The organism is Rhizobium sp. PP-F2F-G48 (assembly GCF_004342335.1).
In the GTDB taxonomy this organism is placed as follows: Bacteria; Pseudomonadota; Alphaproteobacteria; order Rhizobiales; family Rhizobiaceae; genus Ferranicluibacter.
In genome coordinates this window covers 347,190-364,011 of sequence record NZ_SLVH01000001.1, presented here as the reverse complement: position 1 = coordinate 364,011, position 16,822 = coordinate 347,190, and the positions used below count along the sequence as shown (strand labels likewise).

Genomic DNA, 16,822 nt, shown 5'->3' with positions numbered 1-16,822 from the left:
GCTTGGCCCGTGAAGGCCGATCAGTGAAGGCCCACAGATGACCATCGACGTTTCGCCCCTCGTTCCCCAGGCCGTGCTGATCGCCTTGTCGATCCTCGCCGCCCTGCTCGTCGCCCTGTCGCTGTGGCGCGGCGTGCGGGGTGCCGTGTTGCGGGCGCTGGCGCTGGCCGCGCTCTGCCTTGCGCTCGTCAATCCCGTCTTCTTCCAGGAGCAACGCGAGCCGCTGTCCACCATCGTCGCCGTCGTGGTCGATCGCAGCCAGAGCCAGGATGTCGGAGAGGGTGCTGCCAACCGGCGGGCGATGACCGACCAGGCGCTGACGACGCTGAAGGAGCGCCTCGCACGCTTCCCGCAGATCGAGCCGCGGATCGTCGAAGCCGCCGACGATGCCGACACCGAGACGCCCTCGACACGCCTGTTCTCGGCGCTGTCGAATGCCCTTTCCGATGTCCCCCCGGCCCGCGTCGGCGGCGCGATCTTCATCACCGACGGCCAGATCCACGACGTGCCCGACATCAATCAGCCGCTCGGCTTCGATGCCCCGATCCACGGCCTGATCACCGGCCAGCCCGACGAGTTCGATCGTCGGATCGAGGTGATCAGCGGCCCCCGCTTCGGCATCGTCGGCGAGGAACAGGCCGTGACCTTCCGCGTCATCGACGACGGCCGCACGCCGTCCGGTACCGCCGAAGTCACCGTCAGCCTCAACGGGCAGGAGATCGCCACGCAGCAGGCGGAGCCCGGCACCGACATCCCCTTCCGCTTCACCGTGCCGCGCGGCGGCAACAACATTCTGGAATTTGCCGTCGCGCCGCTGGCCGGCGAGGTCACCGGGGCGAACAACCGCGCCGTCCACGTGCTCGACGGCATTCGCGAGAACCTGCGCGTCCTCCTCGTCTCGGGCGAACCGCACTCCGGCGAGCGTGCCTGGCGCAACCTCTTGAAGTCGGACGCCTCGGTCGATCTGGTGCATTTCACCATTCTGCGCCCGCCGGAAAAGCAGGACGGCACCCCGATCAACGAACTGTCGCTGATCGCGTTTCCGACCCGCGAGCTGTTCATCGAGAAGATCAACGAGTTCGACCTCATCATCTTCGATCGCTACCAGCACCGCGGCGTGCTGCCGATCATCTATTACGACAACATCGCCCAATATGTCGAAAACGGCGGCGCCCTGCTGATCGCCGCCGGCCCGGAACATGCGGGCGCCGACTCGATCGCGACGACCCCCCTCTCCGCCGTCCTTCCCGCCAGCCCGACCGGGCAGATGAACGACAAGGCCTTCTTTCCGAGGCTGACGGACGAGGGTCGCAAGCATCCCGTGACGCGCGGGCTCGAAGGGGCAAACAGCGAGCCGCCGCATTGGGGCCGCTGGTTCCGCACCGTGGATGTCGATCCGCCCGAGGGGCAGACGATCATGCAGGGCGCCGACAACAAGCCGCTGCTGGTGCTGAACCGTGTGGGCAAGGGCCGCGTCGCCATGCTTTTGTCCGACCAGGGCTGGCTCTGGGCACGCGGTTTCGAAGGCGGCGGTCCGAGCGTGTCGCTCTATCGCCGCACGGCGCATTGGCTGATGCAGGAACCGGCGCTCGAAGAGGAAGCGCTGACGGCACGCGCCAGCGGCCGGACGCTCGAAATCACCCGCCAGACCATCGCCGGCGATCCCGGCACCGCCCGCCTCACCCTGCCCTCGGGCGGCACGCTGGATGTGGGCCTGACGGAACGCGAGCCCGGTCTCTACCGCGCCGACGTGCGCACTGCGGAAACGGGCCTGTTCGAGGTGGCGAACGGTGATCTGACCACGCTCGTCCACGTCGGCAGCGTCGATGCGCCGGAATTCAAGGCGACCGTATCGACGGAAGAGCTGCTGGCGCCCTGGGCCGAGAAGACGAAGGGTCTCGTCCACCGCGTGGCCGATGCCTCCGGCGCCATCGATATCCCGGCCATTCTGCCCGTGCGCGGTCAGGTTCGCGTCGCCGACGCCAATCGGATGTCGCTGCGCATGACCGATGAAACCGTGCTGAAGGGGGTCAATTCCCTGCCGCTCTTTGCCGGCTTCCTCGGCCTCGCAGCCCTAGTGCTCGTCCTCTCCAGCACCTGGTATCGCGAGGGCCGCTAACGGGTTCAGGTGCTCGGCCCGCGCCCGTCGAGGAAGGCAATCACCGCGGCGCAGTAGCCGACCGGATCCTGATAGAGCGCCTTGTGGCCGACATCCTTGAGCAGCAGGAAGCGCGCGCCGGGAATGGTGCGGGCGATATATTCGGAATGCGCACGGCTCACCGCCTCGTCGTGATCGCCGAGCGCGATCAGGGTCGGCACGCGGATGCTCTTCAGCTCAGCCTCGGAGTAGCGCGGCTCGGTCGCCCAGAGCTTGGCAATGGCGGCCCGGAATGCCGGAAAATCGTCGGGCGTCGCGGACAACCGCCGGTAATCCGTCTCGTCGCGGTTTCCGTCCGGCTGCTGGAGCGAGAAGCGCGGTTGGGGCAGAAGCCCGTCCGGCGAGACATTGGCGGCCTGCGCGAACAGCTTCGTCAACCGCTCCGGATGGTTGAGCGCGATATCGAGACCGATGATGCCGCCATCGCTCCAGCCGACCAGCGCCGTCCGCTCGATCTTCAGCGCATCCAGCAGCGCGACATAATCCTCCGCCATGAGATGATAGGTGAAGGGCGCATCCGTGCGGGTGGACCGGCCATGGCCGCGACTGTCGGCGACGATGACCTCATGGGTCTTCGCAAGGATCGGCACCTCGAAGCCCCAGACATCGGCGCTCCCCATGCCGCCATGGATGAGCAGGATCGGCGATCCCCTGCCCTTGCCGTAGACCGCATAGGACATGCGGATACCGTTGACCGCGGCAAAGCCGCTGTCATCGGCCCGCGGCAAAGGTGGCGGCGGGTTGAAGCGGTACCAGCGCTCGTCGCCGGCGACCCCGAGATAGCCGAGCATGAAGACGAGGAACGCGAGAACGAGACTTTTCAGACCGGACATGAACGCGCACCCTGGCTCCGCCCGGCACGGGGTCCGGACACCGCGTAAACCTAGCCGCACAACATTGAGGAACGTTTACGCGAGCCCCGACAATGGGAGCGGCTGGCACAGAGAAACGCAGACGCGTGCTCTCTCAGCCGCGCCAACGGATTTCGCCGGCAAGCCGCGCATGAATGTCGGCGCCGATCGGCACCACGAGAACCCGCGCCATATCGACGGGACCGGGAAACAGGAGCGCCCCGCGCGAGACCGGCTCGAAGCCGAGCGGCTGGTAGTAGGCAGCATCGCCGACGAGAATGACGGCTTCCGACCGCTTGCGCCGGGCGGCCTCCACCGCGATCCGAACCAGTTCCCGCCCGATCCCCCGGTTCTTGTGGGAAGGCCGCACGGCCAGCGGTCCCAGCAGATGGGCGGCGACCGGACCGGCGGAGACGGGGGTCATCCGCACGGAACCGATCGTCTCCCCGTCGTCGGCGCAGATAAAGGACAGCGACCGGTCGTGCGGCCCCTGCTCGCGGATGCGGGCAGCCGCGCGCGCGAAACGGCCGGGGCCGAAGGCCTCCTCGTTGATCAGTTCGATGGCGGCGTCGTGGGAGGCATCTTCCGTCAGATAGACGAGGTCGTGCTTGTGCATGAACATGGGGAAACCCGATTGGCGAACGAGACATGGGGAACGACAGCGCAAGACCGCGCATGCCGGAAAGCATGGTCATCAGCGTCGTCGAGGGTTTCCTGCAAAATGCATGTTCACGTCTTTCGAGAAAAAGCTGGTGCGCCGATAGCAGAAAAAAAACGCATCACCAAGTGAAAACGCAGCGTTCACCGCGGCGCGCCTATGCCGAGGTTGCCGGTCTCCTATCTTGTGTGGCATCGAAGACACCGCAACAACCGAGGGAAGCCATCCATGGGCATGCTGGTCGAGGGCATCTGGCACGACGTCTGGTACGACACCGCGTCGACCAAGGGGCATTTCAAGCGCTCCGAATCGCAGTTCCGCAACTGGGTGACGGCCGATGGCGCGGCCGGCCCGACGGGCGAAGCCGGCTTCAAGGCGGAAGCGGGACGCTACCACCTCTACGTCTCGCTCGCCTGTCCCTGGGCGCATCGCACGCTGATCGTCCGGGCTCTCAAAGGTCTCGAAGACCTCGTCTCCGTCTCGGTCGTCGATTATCTCATGCTGGCGAAAGGCTGGGAGTTCGGGGAGCGTGCGGGCGACACGCAGGATCATCTCTTCGGCGCCAAGGCTCTTTCGGAGATCTACGTGCGGGCCGACCCGAAATACTCCGGCCGCGTCACGGTTCCCGTTCTCTGGGACAAGGCGCAGAACAAGCTCGTCTCCAACGAATCCGCCGACATCATCCGCATGTTCAACACGGCGTTCGACGGCCTGACCGGCTCGACGCTCGACCTCTATCCGAGCGATTTGCAGAGCGAGATCGATCCGGTGAACGCGCGCATCTACGATACGGTCAACAACGGCGTCTACAAGGCCGGATTCGCCACCACGCAGGACGCCTATGCCGAGAGCGTGAAAGCCATTTTCGAGACGCTCGACGATCTGGAGGCGCGGCTGTCGACCCGGCGTTATCTGCTCGGCGACCGCGTGACGGAAGCGGACTGGCGGCTGTTCACGACGCTCGTGCGGTTCGACCCGGTTTATGTCGGCCATTTCAAATGCAACATCCGCCGCATCGCGGACTATCCGAACCTTCAGGCCTATCTGAAAGACCTCTACCAGACGCCCGGCGTTGCCGGCACGGTCGATCTGCACCACATCAAGCATCACTATTACGAGAGCCACAAGACCATCAACCCGACCGGCATCGTGCCGGAAGGGCCGCTGCTCGATCTGGACAGCCCGCACGGCCGCGAGCGCCTGGCGGCCGCGTAACGCCTCATCGCGTTCCGCATTGTGGCAAAAGCGTGCCGCAGCGGTTAGCTTTTCCCGTGATATGCGCTAGGTAGAACCCATGTTCAAACTTGCGCATATCTCCGACATCCATCTCGGTCCTCTTCCCAGCCTGTCCATCCGCGAACTTGCCTCGAAGCGTATCACCGGCTTCATCAACTGGCACCGCAACAGGCGCAGCCATATGGCGGGAAACACGCTGAACGCGGTCATGGATGCGATCGACCGGATCGACCCGGATCACCTCGCCATTACCGGCGATATGGTCAATCTCGCCTCCTCGCGGGAGATCGAGGCGGTGACGGCCTGGCTGCAGGACGCCGGCGAGCCGCGCAACATTTCGGTCATCCCCGGCAATCACGACGCCTATGTGCCGGGTGCCTACGAGAAGGCGACGAAGGCCTGGTATCCCTTCATGCGCGGCGAGGATGCGCCCGCGGTCTGGGACGAGGACTTTCACTGCTACCCCTATATGCGCGTCCGCGGCAATGTCGCGATCATCGGCTGCTCGACCGCGCTTGCGACCCCGCCCTTTGCCGCCAGCGGCTATTTCGGCCGTCGCCAGGCCCGCGAAACGGTGAACCTGCTGCGCGCCGCGGGCGAAGCCGGCCTGTTCCGCGTCGTCATGATCCACCATCCGCCCATCCGCGGCGCGACCCCGACCCACAAGCGCATGATCGGCATCCGCCGCTTCGGCGCCACGATCTCGGCCGGCGGTGCGGAGCTCGTCCTGCACGGGCACACCCACCTCAACACGGTCTATTCGCTGCGCGGCCAGAAACTGCCCGTCCCCGTCGTCGGTATCGCCTCGGCGTCGCAGGGCCCCGGCGGTTCCAAGCCGCCGGCCGGCTTCAACCTCTTCTCGATCTCCGGAAACCCCGGAAACTGGAAGCTTCTGCGGGAGCGTTTCGAGCTGAACGACACCGGCCGCGGCGTGCATCTGGCGGAAACCACGCGGTTCTTCGCCTAGACACCGATCCACCACATCGTGATCGGCAAAAAACCGTGATACAACCGTGGCTCGACTTGCGAAGCGGCGTGCGATGGTTTCATATCTGTTCGGTTAGACGAAGCGGAACCGACGGCCCGGCGCTCGCAAGACGCGCAGACGGCAAGGCTCCGAACAAAACCTCCGCAGGTGAAAGCATGCGTCCAGCACAGGAATCGATCGACATCAGCCGCGATCTCGTCAGTCTGCTGCCGAGACTGCGGCGCTTCGCGCTGACGCTGACGCGCGACGGCCTGCAGGCGGACGATCTCGTGCAGGCCGTCTGCGAGAGAGCGACCGGACGACAGCCGGTCTGGAACGGTCATGGCCGGCTGGAAGATGCCCTGTACATCCTGGCGCGCACCCTGCAGGACGAGGCGAACGGTCGCAAGCGCGTGGCGGCCGATCCCCGCGTCGGTTCGGCCTCTGCGGGCGGAGCGACCAGCGGCGATGCCCTCCAGCAGATGATGATTGCGATGCCCGAGGGGCTCGCCAGCGCCTTCCTGCTGGTGGCCGTCGAGCAGAGAAACTACCGGGACGCCGGCCATATCCTCGGCCTGGCGCCGGATGTCGTCGCGCACAAGCTTGCGACCGCACGCCTGCGGCTGGCGGCAATGGCGTCCGATACGACGGAAAGAAGGGCCTGACCTTGCAGAACACGAAAAGTCCCACCATCGAGGCGCGGCTGTCGGCCTATCTCGATGGCGAAGTGGACGAGAACGAGCGTCGGGAGATCGACCAGCTTCTGGCAAGGGATGCCGAGGCCCGACGCCTGCTCGAGCGTCTGAAACAGGGAAGTGCCTTCGGCGCGTCCGGCTTCGAGGCCGTCCTGCACGATCCCGTGCCCCTGTCGCTCGCCCGTCGCATTCGCCAGGGTACGGATATCAACCCGAAACAGGAACGCGTGGTCGGCGCGCCTCGGCGACAGCGGCGCAAGCTCTGGCGCGGCGCCGTCGCCGCCTCCTGCGGCATGCTTCTCATCGGCGGCTCCACAGGATACCTCATCGGCCGCACCATCGACGACAACACGCCGTCGGCGCCCGTGGTCAAGGCGCGCACCTGGCTCGACGATGTCACGGATGCTCACCGGGTCTATGCGCGCCAGCCGCGTCACCTGGTCGAGATCACCGCCGAGAACGACGAGGAGATCCGCAATTGGCTGACCGCCAGCACAGGTGTCGCCTTCACCATCCCGGATCTCAGCGCAAGCAAGCTGACATTCCAGGGCGCACGCCTGCTGGTAGCCGCGGGCAAGCCGACGGCACAACTGCTGTTCAAGGATGAGGACGGCGAGGTTTACGCCATCTGCTTCCAGCGCTCGCCGACCACCGATGACAGCGGCCGCATGACGGAAGGCATGCGCGACGACCTTGCGCTGATCTCTTGGAACGAGCCGGGCGCCGCCTATGTCGTCGTCGGCCCTTCGGCGACGGCCAATTTCAAGGACCTCGCCGACGCCATCGCCGACGTGATGTAGGTTGCAAAAACCCCCGGGGCGTTTCCGGCCGGGGGTCGATGTCGTCGCAGCATCAGGCGCAGGATCAGGCTCTGGCGATCAGATCGCCTGCTCCTCGATCACCCGGTTTGCCGCCGAAACGATCGCTTCGAGCGATGCGGTGACGATATTGGTGTTGATGCCGGCGCCGAACAGCTTGCCGCCCTCGTACTGCACCTCGACATAGGCGATGGCGGCTGCGTTCGAGCCCTGCTGCAGCGAATGCTCCGAATAGTCGGCAACCGAGATATCGACGCCGAGATAGAGCGACAGCGCATTGATGAAGCCGTCGATCGGACCCGTGCCGCGTCCCTCGATCATCTTCGTCTCGCCACGGTCGGTGATCTCGGCCTGCACGATGCGCGCGCCGCGATGCTCGCCGAGCGGCAGCGTCGTGTGATCGACGTAGCGGATGCGGGCACCCGGCTGCTCGATATAGCGCTCCAGGAACCGCGCATAGATCGCCTTCGACGGCATCTCCTTGCCCTGCTCGTCCGTGATCCGCTGGATGTCCTCGCGGAATTCGACCTGCAGCGGCCGCGGCAGGTTGATGCCGTAATCCTCCTGCAGGATATAGGCGATGCCGCCTTTCCCCGACTGCGAGTTGATCCGGATGATCGCCTCATAGGAACGGCCGACGTCACGCGGATCGATCGGCAGATAGGGCACTTCCCACTGCGGCTTGTTGGCGACCTTGATCGCCTTCATGCCCTTGTTGATCGCATCCTGGTGCGAGCCGGAGAAGGCGGTATAGACCAGCTCGCCGACATAGGGGTGACGCTCGGTGATCGCCATCTGGTTGGAATATTCGTAGACATCCTTGATCCGCTCGATGTCGGAGCAATCGATCTGCGGATCCACGCCCTGCGTGAACATGTTCAGCGCCATCGTGACGATATCCACGTTTCCGGTGCGCTCGCCATTGCCGAACAGCGTGCCCTCGACCCGGTCCGCACCCGCCATCAGGCCGAGTTCGGCAGCGGCAATGCCGGTGCCGCGGTCGTTGTGCGGGTGCAGCGAGATGATCAGGTTCTCGCGATTGTCGAGGTTGCGGCACATCCATTCGATCTGGTCGGCATAGATGTTCGGTGTGGACATCTCGACCGTCGAAGGCAGGTTGAGGATCAGCTTGTTCTCGGCAGTCGGCTTGATGATCTCGGCCACGGCATTGCAGATCTCCAGCGAGACCTCCAGTTCCGTACCCGTAAAGCTCTCCGGCGAATATTCGAACCGGAAGTCACCGCAGGCCTTCGCCGCCATATCGGCAATCATCTTGGCCGCATCCGTGGCGATCTGCTTGATGCCGGCGACGTCCTTGGCAAACACCACGCGGCGCTGCAGCTCGCTCGTGGAGTTATAGAAATGCACGATCGGCTTGTTGGCACCTTCCAGAGCCTCGAAGGTCCGCGTGATCAGTTCCGGACGGCACTGCACCAGCACCTGCAGGGACAGGTCCGTCGGGGTACTGCCCTCTTCGATGCACCAGCGGGCGAAATCGAAGTCGGTCTGCGACGCCGAGGGAAAACCGATCTCGATTTCCTTGAAGCCCATGTCGACCAGCAGCTGGAACATCCGCGCCTTGCGGTCATGCCCCATGGGATCGACGAGCGACTGGTTGCCGTCGCGCAAGTCGACGGAACACCAGATGGGCGGGCTCGAAATCGTCTTGGACGGCCAGGTGCGGTCGGTGATCGGCACCTGCGGATAAGACTGATACTTGACGGCGGCCGAGGGCATGCCCTGTTTGACGGTATGGGATTTCAGGATCATTTCGGTTCTCTTCGACTTCACAGCGTCCGGCATACGGGAGGATATGCGGGGCCAGATCGCTGTCACGGTGAAACGTCGCGCGTGCTGCCATAACCGATCGGAGGCCGGTTGACGATGGCAATGCTGAGCCAAATTCTGGAAAAGGCTGCGGAGACGTCGGATTCTAGCGGAGGCTAAGGAGCTGTGCCGGTGGGCTTGTCGGCCACCGGGCGCTCCTTAAAGAACCCGGCAACCGCGCGTAAGGCCGAGAAGAAGAAGCGAGGTGAAAGCGCGCGAGCGATCGCGAACGACGGTCCGTCCACGGGAAAACTGCTCGATGATCTTGGCGCTGTTCTTCGACATGTCGGGCTCTATACCCGGCGCCGAAAGAAAGGGCAAGGCCAGATGAAGAAAAAGGCAATTGCGCCTGTGGAAGGCAACGTTTGACGCGAGCCCGCAGCTCCCTCTTCCGGTCGAACGCTGGCCGCGCACAAATTGCAAATTTCTAATTTGCCGCTACAATATCCATATGACCACGATCCCGATCCGAGACGCCAAGAACCGCCTGACCGAACTCGCCCGCCGCGTCGAAGACGGCGAGCGCTTCACCGTGACCCGCGATGGCAAACCGGTCATGGAGCTTGTTCCGGCGAAAGAAAAGGTCGGCATCGATTGGGAGAGGCTGGAAGCCTACAAGCGCGAAAAGGGTATCACCCATTTCTTTGGGGAGATACCGGCGGATTTCGATGACCCGCTGCCCGAAGACTTTTTGATCACGCCACTCCCGCTTCCGACCAAGAGTTGATGCCGCGTCTTCTGGACACCCAGATCTTCATCGCTTTGCTCGAAGGTCGCTCCGAGCAGCTCCCGGCCGCGATCCGGCATGAAGTCCAAGCCGAACGGGGTGCCCTCTATGTCAGCGTGGCGAGTCTTTGGGAGATTGCGATCAAATCGCGGATCGGCAAGCTTCCGCTTCGTACCCCTTTGGACGGTCTTCCGGACGCTGCAAGGCAGGCGGGATTGACGCTTCTCCGCATCAACGAGCATCACGCCCTCCACACCATCTCGCCGGAGCCGCCGACCCGCGATCCGTTCGACAGGCTGCTGCTCGCCCAATGCGCCATAGAGCGCATGCGGCTCGTCACCATCGACCGCGCCTTGGCCGCCCATCCGCTCTCGGCAACCGCCACCCCATAACGAAAAACCCCGCCGGCAAGCGGCGGGGTCCAGAATGCGTCCAGAAAAGACGGCTCAGATGTCGGCGACGTTCGTGACGATCCGCGACACCAGGCCGTAGCTCTTGGCGTCTTCGGCAGACAGCCAGTAGTCGCGATCCGTGTCCTTGGCGATCTTTTCGATCGGCTGGCCGGTTGCTTCCGAGAAGATCCGGTTCAGGCGCTCGTTCATCTTGATGATCTCGCGTGCCTGGATCTCGATGTCGGATGCCATGCCGCGCGTGCCGCCCGAAGGTTGGTGCAGCAGGAAGCGCGTGTTGGGCAGGCAGAGGCGCTGCTCCTTCGGCACCGAGACGTAAATCAGGGCGCCGGCGGAAGCGACCCAGCCGGTGCCGATGATCCAGACCTTCGGCTTCACGAACTTGATCATGTCGTGAATGCTGTCGCCGGATTCGACGTGGCCGCCCGGCGAATTCACGAAGATGCGGATGTCTTCGTCGCTGGCCGACGAGAGCGCCACGAGCTGCGAGCAGACCTTCTGCGCCAGTTCCTGGTTGATCGGGCCATAGATGAAAATCGAGCGCGACTTGAAAAGGTTCGCCTCAGTTTCCTTGCCCAGGGGCAGTTCCGTCTTCTTGTCGTCCTCGTCTTCGTTCATCCGCTGTCTCCCGCGAAATTTCAGGTGTCTACCCGCTCAGATAAGGCGACTCGACCGCGATGACAATGCAACAAACACACGAGCCGCGGCAACAGAGACGCGGCTCGGCAGACACGTGCGCCTTCACCATGGTTAAGAGCCGGGCTTTCGACCTTGCCCGGGGCATTTGCCGTATGGACAGGGCGCGACGGCGGATTAGGATGCGGGTTCGAACGATAACCGCGGGGCGCCTCCCAAGCCGATCCACTTCGCCGCCCTGAACCGAGGGGACCATCATGACACGTCGCTTTCTCGCCGCTGCCGTCGCGGCTTTCGCCCTGTCCGCCGCACCGGCCTTCGCACATCTCGACCCGAGCGAACATGGATCGATGATGGCAGGCATCACCCACCCGCTGACGGGCCTCGATCACGTGCTGGTCATGGTGGCCGTCGGCCTCTGGGCGGCACAGCTGGGCGGCCGCGCGCGTCTCGCGGTGCCCGCAGCCTTCGTCGTCACCATGGGCCTCGGCTTCGCACTCGCGCTCTCCGGCCTGCCTCTGCCCTTCGTCGAGCCCGCCATTCTCGCCTCCATCGTGGCGCTCGGCCTGTTGGTCGCGATGGCGGTGCGGATGCCGGCTGCGGCCGGTGCCGGTGTGGTCGGCCTCTTCGCCCTCTTCCACGGCTATGCGCATGGCGGCGAGATCGGCGCTGCCAGCGCCCTGCCCTTCGGTCTCGGCTTCGCGCTGTCCACCGCCGCCCTGCATGCGGCGGGCATCGGGCTTGGCATGTTCATCGGCCGCCTGGGAAATTCCGGCATCGTCTCGCGGGCGCTGGGCGTGGCGACGGCCGTCGCAGGTGCCGCGCTCATCGTGACCGGCTGATCGCCTGCCCGGCGCCACGCGCATCTGAAAAAAACTTCTCCGCCCCCCCACGATCCGGCCCTGAAAAGCCGGATTTGCGGACTGTAGTCGATGACATGGCATCCCTGCCAGCGTGGATCGGGCGGCGTCCTGCCGCGAGACCGATCCATGAGGAACCGACAAGCGACGATATCATTTCCATATGATCCAACGCTTGGGAGACGACCATGTCACCGGAAGAACAATCCCTTCTCAGCGGCCTTTTCGAACGGGTCCGCACCGCCGCCTCGACGCCGCGCGACCGGGAGGCCGAAACCCTGATCGATCAGGCCGTCCGCGCCCAGCCCTCGGCGCCCTATTATCTTGCGCAAGCCGTCATCGTTCAGGAAAAAGGCCTTGAGGCCGCAGCCCAGCGGATCGAAGCCCTCGAAGCCCAGCTCCGTCGCACCGAAGAGCGTCTCCACGAACTGGAATCCAGACGCGACCACGCGCCAAGCGAAAGCGCCTCGGGCGGTTTTCTCGGTTCGCTCTTCGGATCGTCCGAAAAGCCGCAGCCGAGACCGGACGGCAATCGCAGCGGCGAGGCCTACCAGCCCGATCGCCCAGCCGCCGGAGGACCGTGGGGAAGCGCAGGAAGCGCACCACGGACAGCCTATCCTGCGTCCAACCCGCCCTACCAGCCGCCGTATCAGGCACCACCGCAAGCCTCGTCAGGCGGCGGCTTCCTGCGCGGCGCCATGGGCACCGCCGCGGGCGTTGCGGGCGGCATGCTGCTCGCCAACTCGCTCAGCGGCATTTTCGGCAACCATATGTCGTCGCTCGGCCTTGGCGGCGCGACCGAGACCGTCGCACCGATCGAAGAGACCACGATCAACAACTATTACGGCGACGATGCGGTGACGCAGGCCTCGGACACAACGCCTGACGCCGCCCCGGACCAGAACGGCGCAGCCGATAATGACGGCTGGCAGCAGGCGGATCTCGATCCGTCGCCCAACGACGATGTCGACGCCGATTTTAGCGGCGACGACACGATGGATGTCTGAGCCGGAGCGCCTGTCAGGCCCGCATTGACCGGAACAGGCCCTAGCCGCGACCGCGATAGGGCTGCACACCCTGGTCGGGCAGCCAGACGCCTTCGGGCGGGTTGCCCGTCTGCCAGAACACGTCGATCGGGATGCCACCGCGCGGATACCAGTAGGCGCCGATCCGGAGCCACTTCGGCGACAGGAGATCGACAAGACGCTTGGCGATGTCGAGCGTGCAGTCCTCATGGAACGCACCGTGATTGCGGAAGGAATGCAGAAAGAGTTTCAGCGATTTCGACTCGACCAGCCAGCCGTCGGGCACGTAGTCGATGACGATATGGGCGAAATCCGGCTGCCCGGTCATCGGGCAGAGCGAGGTGAATTCCGGCGCCGTGAAGCGCACGACGAAGTCGGTACCGGAATGATTGCTCGGCACGCGCTCCAGCACGGCCTCGTCGGGGTTGGTTGCGCCGGACACGGCCTGTCCCAGCATGGACAGTCCGGAAACGTCGGTCTTGCTCATTCGTCTGTTCCTTCTGCTGGCCGCCTTGCGTCGACAAGGCCGCGATCGTCGCGGTTGGGCGTGACCTTCACGCGGATGCCGTGGGCTTTTTCGCTCTCGGGCTCGATGTGGATGGCGATCTTGGCAGCAGCGTTGACCGCACGGATCGCGTCCTCGATGCGGTCGCAGATCTCATGCGCCGCCCCGACCGTCATGTTGGCCGGCACCACCATGTGGAAATCGACGAAGATCACCGAAGCCGCCTGCCGCGTCTTCAGGTCGTGGACGCCGAGGGAGCCCGAAGCGTTCGCGGCGATGGCGGCGCGGATCTCCGCATCCTCCGCCGTTTCCACCGCCCGGTCCATCAAGCCGCTGATGGAGCCGGCGATGACCTTCCAGCCCTGAAACAGGATGTTGAACGCAACGACGACCGCGAGCAGCGGATCGAGGATGGTGTAGCCGGTGACGATCGCCAGGACGAGGCCGACCAGAACCCCGCCCGAGGTGACGACATCGGACATGATGTGGTGCCCGTCGGCCAAGAGCGCCGGCGAGCGCAACGCCTTGCCGGCGCGCAGCAGAATGGTCGCCCACACCGCATTGACGACACCGGCGGCAAGGTTGATCGCAAGCCCGAGGGCCGGCGCCTCGAGCGGTTGGGGCGAAAGAACGGCGGGCACGGCTTCGTAGACGATCAGGAGCGCCGCGACGACGATCAGCACACCCTCGATGACGGCGGAGAAATACTCGGCCTTGTGATGTCCGAACGGATGGTCGTCGTCTGCGGGTTTCGCGGCATAGCCGATGACCACGAAGGCGACGACGGCGGCAACGACGTTGACGATCGATTCCAGACCGTCGGACAGCAGCGCCACGGAGCCTGTGAACCACCACGCCGCCAGCTTCATGCCGAGCACGAGAAGCGACAGCGGAATGGTCCAGAAGGCGAGCCGTTGGGCGCGGTTGATGGTGCTGGTCGTCGTCATGGATGAACCTCCGGTCGGCAGCCCCGCCGACCTCTCATGCCGTTGACGCGGAACGCCACGCCATCGGTGACGGCGAGACGCCCTGAACGTCGGATGATTCTGGAATGCCTGATCTGTGCGGGTCGCCGCGCGCCCCGAACACAAGGGGGCGTCACGTCCCGCAAATGTGCTCGAACGATAATGCCCGCACCCTTTCGCGGAAAAGGCACGGGCATGCAAGACCCTAAATGCAGCGCAGGCCCGTTGTCAGGCGGCCTTCACCTTGGCGCGCTTGGCGAGGTTCGCCACCACGTTCTCGATCATCCGCATGCCGGCATCTCCACCGAGCGTCATGATGGATTCCGGATGGAACTGCACGGCGGCGATCGGCTCCTTTGTGTGCTCGATCCCCATGATCGTGCCGTCCTCGCTCTCGGCCGTGATCATGAAGTCGCGCGGCAGGGTCGAGGGGTCGGCGAAGATCGAGTGATAGCGCCCGACGGTGACCTCCTTGCCGAGGCCGGCGAAAACGAGGCCCGGCTCCAGCACGCGAATGCGCGACGGCTTGCCGTGCATGGGCACGGCGAGCTGCCGCAGATCGCCGCCATAGGCCTCCGCCAGCGCCTGAAGGCCGAGGCACACGCCGAAGATCGGCAGATCGCGCGCCCGCGCCTTCTTGATCGTCGCCTTGCAGTCGAAATCCTTGGGCCGGCCGGGACCGGGCGACAAGACGACGAGGTCCGGCTTCAGCCTGTCCAGGAGTTCCTCGGCGACGGGGGAGCGGACCGTGTTCACGGTCGCGCCCGTCTGGCGGAAGTAATTGGCAAGCGTGTGGACGAAGCTGTCCTCATGATCGACGAGCAGAATGTTGACGCCGGCGCCGACGGGCGCGACGTCGCGGGCCTGCTTGCCCTTGGCGGCGGATTTCGCATCGCGAATGGCGGAGATCATGGCGGAGGCCTTCAGTTCGGTTTCGGCTTCTTCCTCATGCGGATCGCTGTCGTTGAGCAGCGTCGCGCCGGCCCGTACTTCGGCGATACCGTCCTTGATGCGAATGGTGCGCAGCGTCAGCCCGGTGTTCATGTCGCCATTGAACCCGACCATGCCGATCGCACCGCCATACCAGGCGCGCGGGCTCTTCTCGTGGCTTTCGATGAAGCGCATCGCCCAGAGCTTCGGCGCGCCGGTCACCGTGACCGCCCAGGCATGGCTGAGGAAGCCGTCGAAGGCATCCATGTCGTCGCGCAGCCGGCCTTCGATGTGATCGACCGTGTGAATGAGCCGCGAATACATCTCGATCTGGCGCCGGCCGATGACCTTGACGGAGCCGGGCACGCAGACGCGGCTCTTGTCGTTGCGATCGACGTCGGAGCACATGGTCAGCTCGGACTCGTCCTTCTTGGAGTTCAGCAGCTTCAGGATCTGCTCGCTATCGGCGATCGGATCGTCGCCGCGCTTGATCGTGCCGGAAATCGGGCAGGTCTCGATGCGGCGGCCGGACACGCGCACGAACATCTCCGGCGACGCGCCGACCAGATATTCCTGATGGCCGAGATTGATGAAGAAGGAATAGGGCGACGGGTTGATCGCCTTCAGCCGGTTGGAAATCTCCGACGGGCGGCTCTCGCAGCGCTCGTAGAATTTTTGCCCCGGCACCACCTCGAACAGGTCGCCGCGCCGAAAGCTCTCCTTGGCTTTCGTCACCAGCTCGGCATATTCGCCGGGCCGATGGTCGCCATGCGGCGGAATGCTGTCCACGACGCGGAAGGGTTCGGCCGGGATATCGCCCGCCTTGCCGAACGTCGAGCGGTCGCCGAGCGCGAAATCGTATCGATCGATCCACGCCTTGGCGGCGTAGTGATCGACCACGAGGATCTCGTCCGGAAGAAACAGCACCATGTCGCGCTGGTCGTCCGGACGCTTCAGCGTGAAATCGATGGCATCGAACTGGAATGCGAGGTCGTAGCCGAAGGCGCCATAGAGGCCGAGGCTTGCATCTTCGGACGAGAAGAACAGCGCCGTCACGGCTCTGAGCACCGTGAAGACGGTCGGCATCTTCGAGCGTTCTTCCTCGGTAAAGACATGGTCGGGCGTGTCGATCGTCAGGTCCAGCCGGCGCACGGCCAGCGTTCCCAGGGTGATGTCCTTCACACCCTTCAGATGGTCGGCAATGATGGCCAAAAGCACTTCGCCGCGCGCATTGTAGGCTTCGATCCAGAGCGAGCGACCGAAGGAGGAAATGCCGAGCGGCGGATCGACGATCGCCGTATCCCAGCGCGTATAGCGGCCGGGATATTCGTAGTTGGACGAGAACACGGCGCCGCGGCGCTCGTCGAGCTGATCGACATAGGTCGAGATCGCATCGGCATAGGACGCTTCGCGCCGGCGGCGCGTCACGCTGATCCCGCCCTGCGTCACATAGGCTTCGGCACCGTCTTCAAGCTTGGTCGTCGACATTCGTTCGCTCCGTTCTGGCTCGGAAAACGAGCACGGCCAGAATGCAAAAAAGCCGCCTCGAAATTC

General features: G+C 64.6%; 17 protein-coding genes. 10 read left to right on the top strand and 7 right to left on the bottom strand.

All coding sequences use genetic code 11. The features are described from left to right. Positions 1-37 precede the first annotated feature (37 nt). Positions 38-2,119 (top strand): hypothetical protein, encoded by a 2,082-nt coding sequence (locus tag C8J36_RS01700; RefSeq protein ID WP_132531939.1) that lies wholly within the window; start codon positions 38-40, stop codon positions 2,117-2,119. 5 nt (positions 2,120-2,124) lie between these two features. Here the strand turns inward: C8J36_RS01700 and C8J36_RS01695 are convergent, their stop codons facing one another. Continuing rightward, positions 2,125-2,991, bottom strand: coding sequence for an alpha/beta hydrolase (locus C8J36_RS01695; protein WP_132531936.1), 867 nt, complete (start codon positions 2,989-2,991; stop codon positions 2,125-2,127). A 133-nt stretch (positions 2,992-3,124) separates the two neighbouring features. After that, positions 3,125-3,625, bottom strand: a complete 501-nt coding sequence (locus C8J36_RS01690; protein ID WP_062593315.1) for an N-acetyltransferase — start codon at positions 3,623-3,625, stop codon at positions 3,125-3,127. Between the two features lie 270 nt (positions 3,626-3,895). Between C8J36_RS01690 and C8J36_RS01685 the strand changes: the two genes are divergently transcribed. The 4 genes from C8J36_RS01685 (at position 3,896) to C8J36_RS01670 (ending at position 7,365) form a co-directional block, all read left to right on the top strand. Continuing rightward, entirely contained in the window at positions 3,896-4,882 is a 987-nt protein-coding gene (locus C8J36_RS01685; protein WP_132531933.1) for a glutathione S-transferase family protein, read from the top strand. 79 nt (positions 4,883-4,961) lie between these two features. Continuing rightward, positions 4,962-5,870, top strand: a complete 909-nt coding sequence (locus tag C8J36_RS01680; RefSeq protein WP_132531930.1) for a metallophosphoesterase — start codon at positions 4,962-4,964, stop codon at positions 5,868-5,870. 176 nt (positions 5,871-6,046) lie between these two features. Further along, complete coding sequence (locus tag C8J36_RS01675) at positions 6,047-6,535, top strand: sigma factor (protein ID WP_132531927.1); 489 nt, start codon at positions 6,047-6,049, stop codon at positions 6,533-6,535. A 2-nt stretch (positions 6,536-6,537) separates the two neighbouring features. Continuing rightward, on the top strand, positions 6,538-7,365 hold the full coding sequence (locus C8J36_RS01670) for an anti-sigma factor (RefSeq protein WP_132531924.1): 828 nt from the start codon (positions 6,538-6,540) through the stop codon (positions 7,363-7,365). Between the two features lie 78 nt (positions 7,366-7,443). On the opposite strand, the gene leuA is transcribed toward C8J36_RS01670, so the two are convergent. Further along, positions 7,444-9,153, bottom strand: a complete 1,710-nt coding sequence (leuA, locus tag C8J36_RS01665) for a 2-isopropylmalate synthase (RefSeq protein WP_132531922.1) — start codon at positions 9,151-9,153, stop codon at positions 7,444-7,446. A 189-nt stretch (positions 9,154-9,342) separates the two neighbouring features. Here leuA and C8J36_RS24730 point away from each other — a divergent pair, with 189 nt between their 5' ends. The 3 genes from C8J36_RS24730 (at position 9,343) to C8J36_RS01655 (ending at position 10,329) form a co-directional block, all read left to right on the top strand. Next, positions 9,343-9,579: a hypothetical protein gene (locus C8J36_RS24730; RefSeq protein ID WP_165914919.1), complete on the top strand. Its 237-nt coding sequence runs from the start codon at positions 9,343-9,345 to the stop codon at positions 9,577-9,579. Positions 9,580-9,661: 82 nt separating this feature from the next. After that, positions 9,662-9,937 (top strand): type II toxin-antitoxin system prevent-host-death family antitoxin, encoded by a 276-nt coding sequence (locus C8J36_RS01660; RefSeq protein WP_132531919.1) that lies wholly within the window; start codon positions 9,662-9,664, stop codon positions 9,935-9,937. Beyond that, positions 9,937-10,329, top strand: coding sequence for a type II toxin-antitoxin system VapC family toxin (locus C8J36_RS01655; protein ID WP_132531916.1), 393 nt, complete (start codon positions 9,937-9,939; stop codon positions 10,327-10,329). The genes C8J36_RS01660 and C8J36_RS01655 overlap by 1 nt, the downstream gene beginning before the upstream one ends. Positions 10,330-10,383: 54 nt before the next feature. Here C8J36_RS01655 and C8J36_RS01650 read toward each other — a convergent pair whose 3' ends face one another. Beyond that, entirely contained in the window at positions 10,384-10,965 is a 582-nt protein-coding gene (locus C8J36_RS01650) for an ATP-dependent Clp protease proteolytic subunit (protein ID WP_062476226.1), read from the bottom strand. A 275-nt stretch (positions 10,966-11,240) separates the two neighbouring features. On the opposite strand from C8J36_RS01650, the gene C8J36_RS01645 reads away from it, so the two are divergent. Continuing rightward, positions 11,241-11,825, top strand: coding sequence for a HupE/UreJ family protein (locus C8J36_RS01645; protein WP_132531913.1), 585 nt, complete (start codon positions 11,241-11,243; stop codon positions 11,823-11,825). A gap of 206 nt (positions 11,826-12,031) precedes the next feature. After that, positions 12,032-12,850, top strand: coding sequence for a DUF2076 domain-containing protein (locus C8J36_RS01640; RefSeq protein WP_132531910.1), 819 nt, complete (start codon positions 12,032-12,034; stop codon positions 12,848-12,850). A gap of 40 nt (positions 12,851-12,890) precedes the next feature. Here C8J36_RS01640 and queF read toward each other — a convergent pair whose 3' ends face one another. The 3 genes from queF to C8J36_RS01625 all read right to left on the bottom strand — a co-directional run bounded on the left by queF (position 12,891) and on the right by C8J36_RS01625 (position 16,756). Continuing rightward, positions 12,891-13,355: a preQ(1) synthase gene (queF, locus tag C8J36_RS01635; RefSeq protein WP_132531907.1), complete on the bottom strand. Its 465-nt coding sequence runs from the start codon at positions 13,353-13,355 to the stop codon at positions 12,891-12,893. After that, entirely contained in the window at positions 13,352-14,320 is a 969-nt protein-coding gene (locus C8J36_RS01630) for a cation diffusion facilitator family transporter (RefSeq protein WP_132531904.1), read from the bottom strand. The genes queF and C8J36_RS01630 overlap by 4 nt, the downstream gene beginning before the upstream one ends. A gap of 246 nt (positions 14,321-14,566) precedes the next feature. Further along, a complete protein-coding gene (locus C8J36_RS01625) occupies positions 14,567-16,756 on the bottom strand; it encodes an anthranilate synthase (protein WP_132531901.1) in 2,190 nt (729 codons plus the stop codon). Positions 16,757-16,822: the final 66 nt, after the last annotated feature.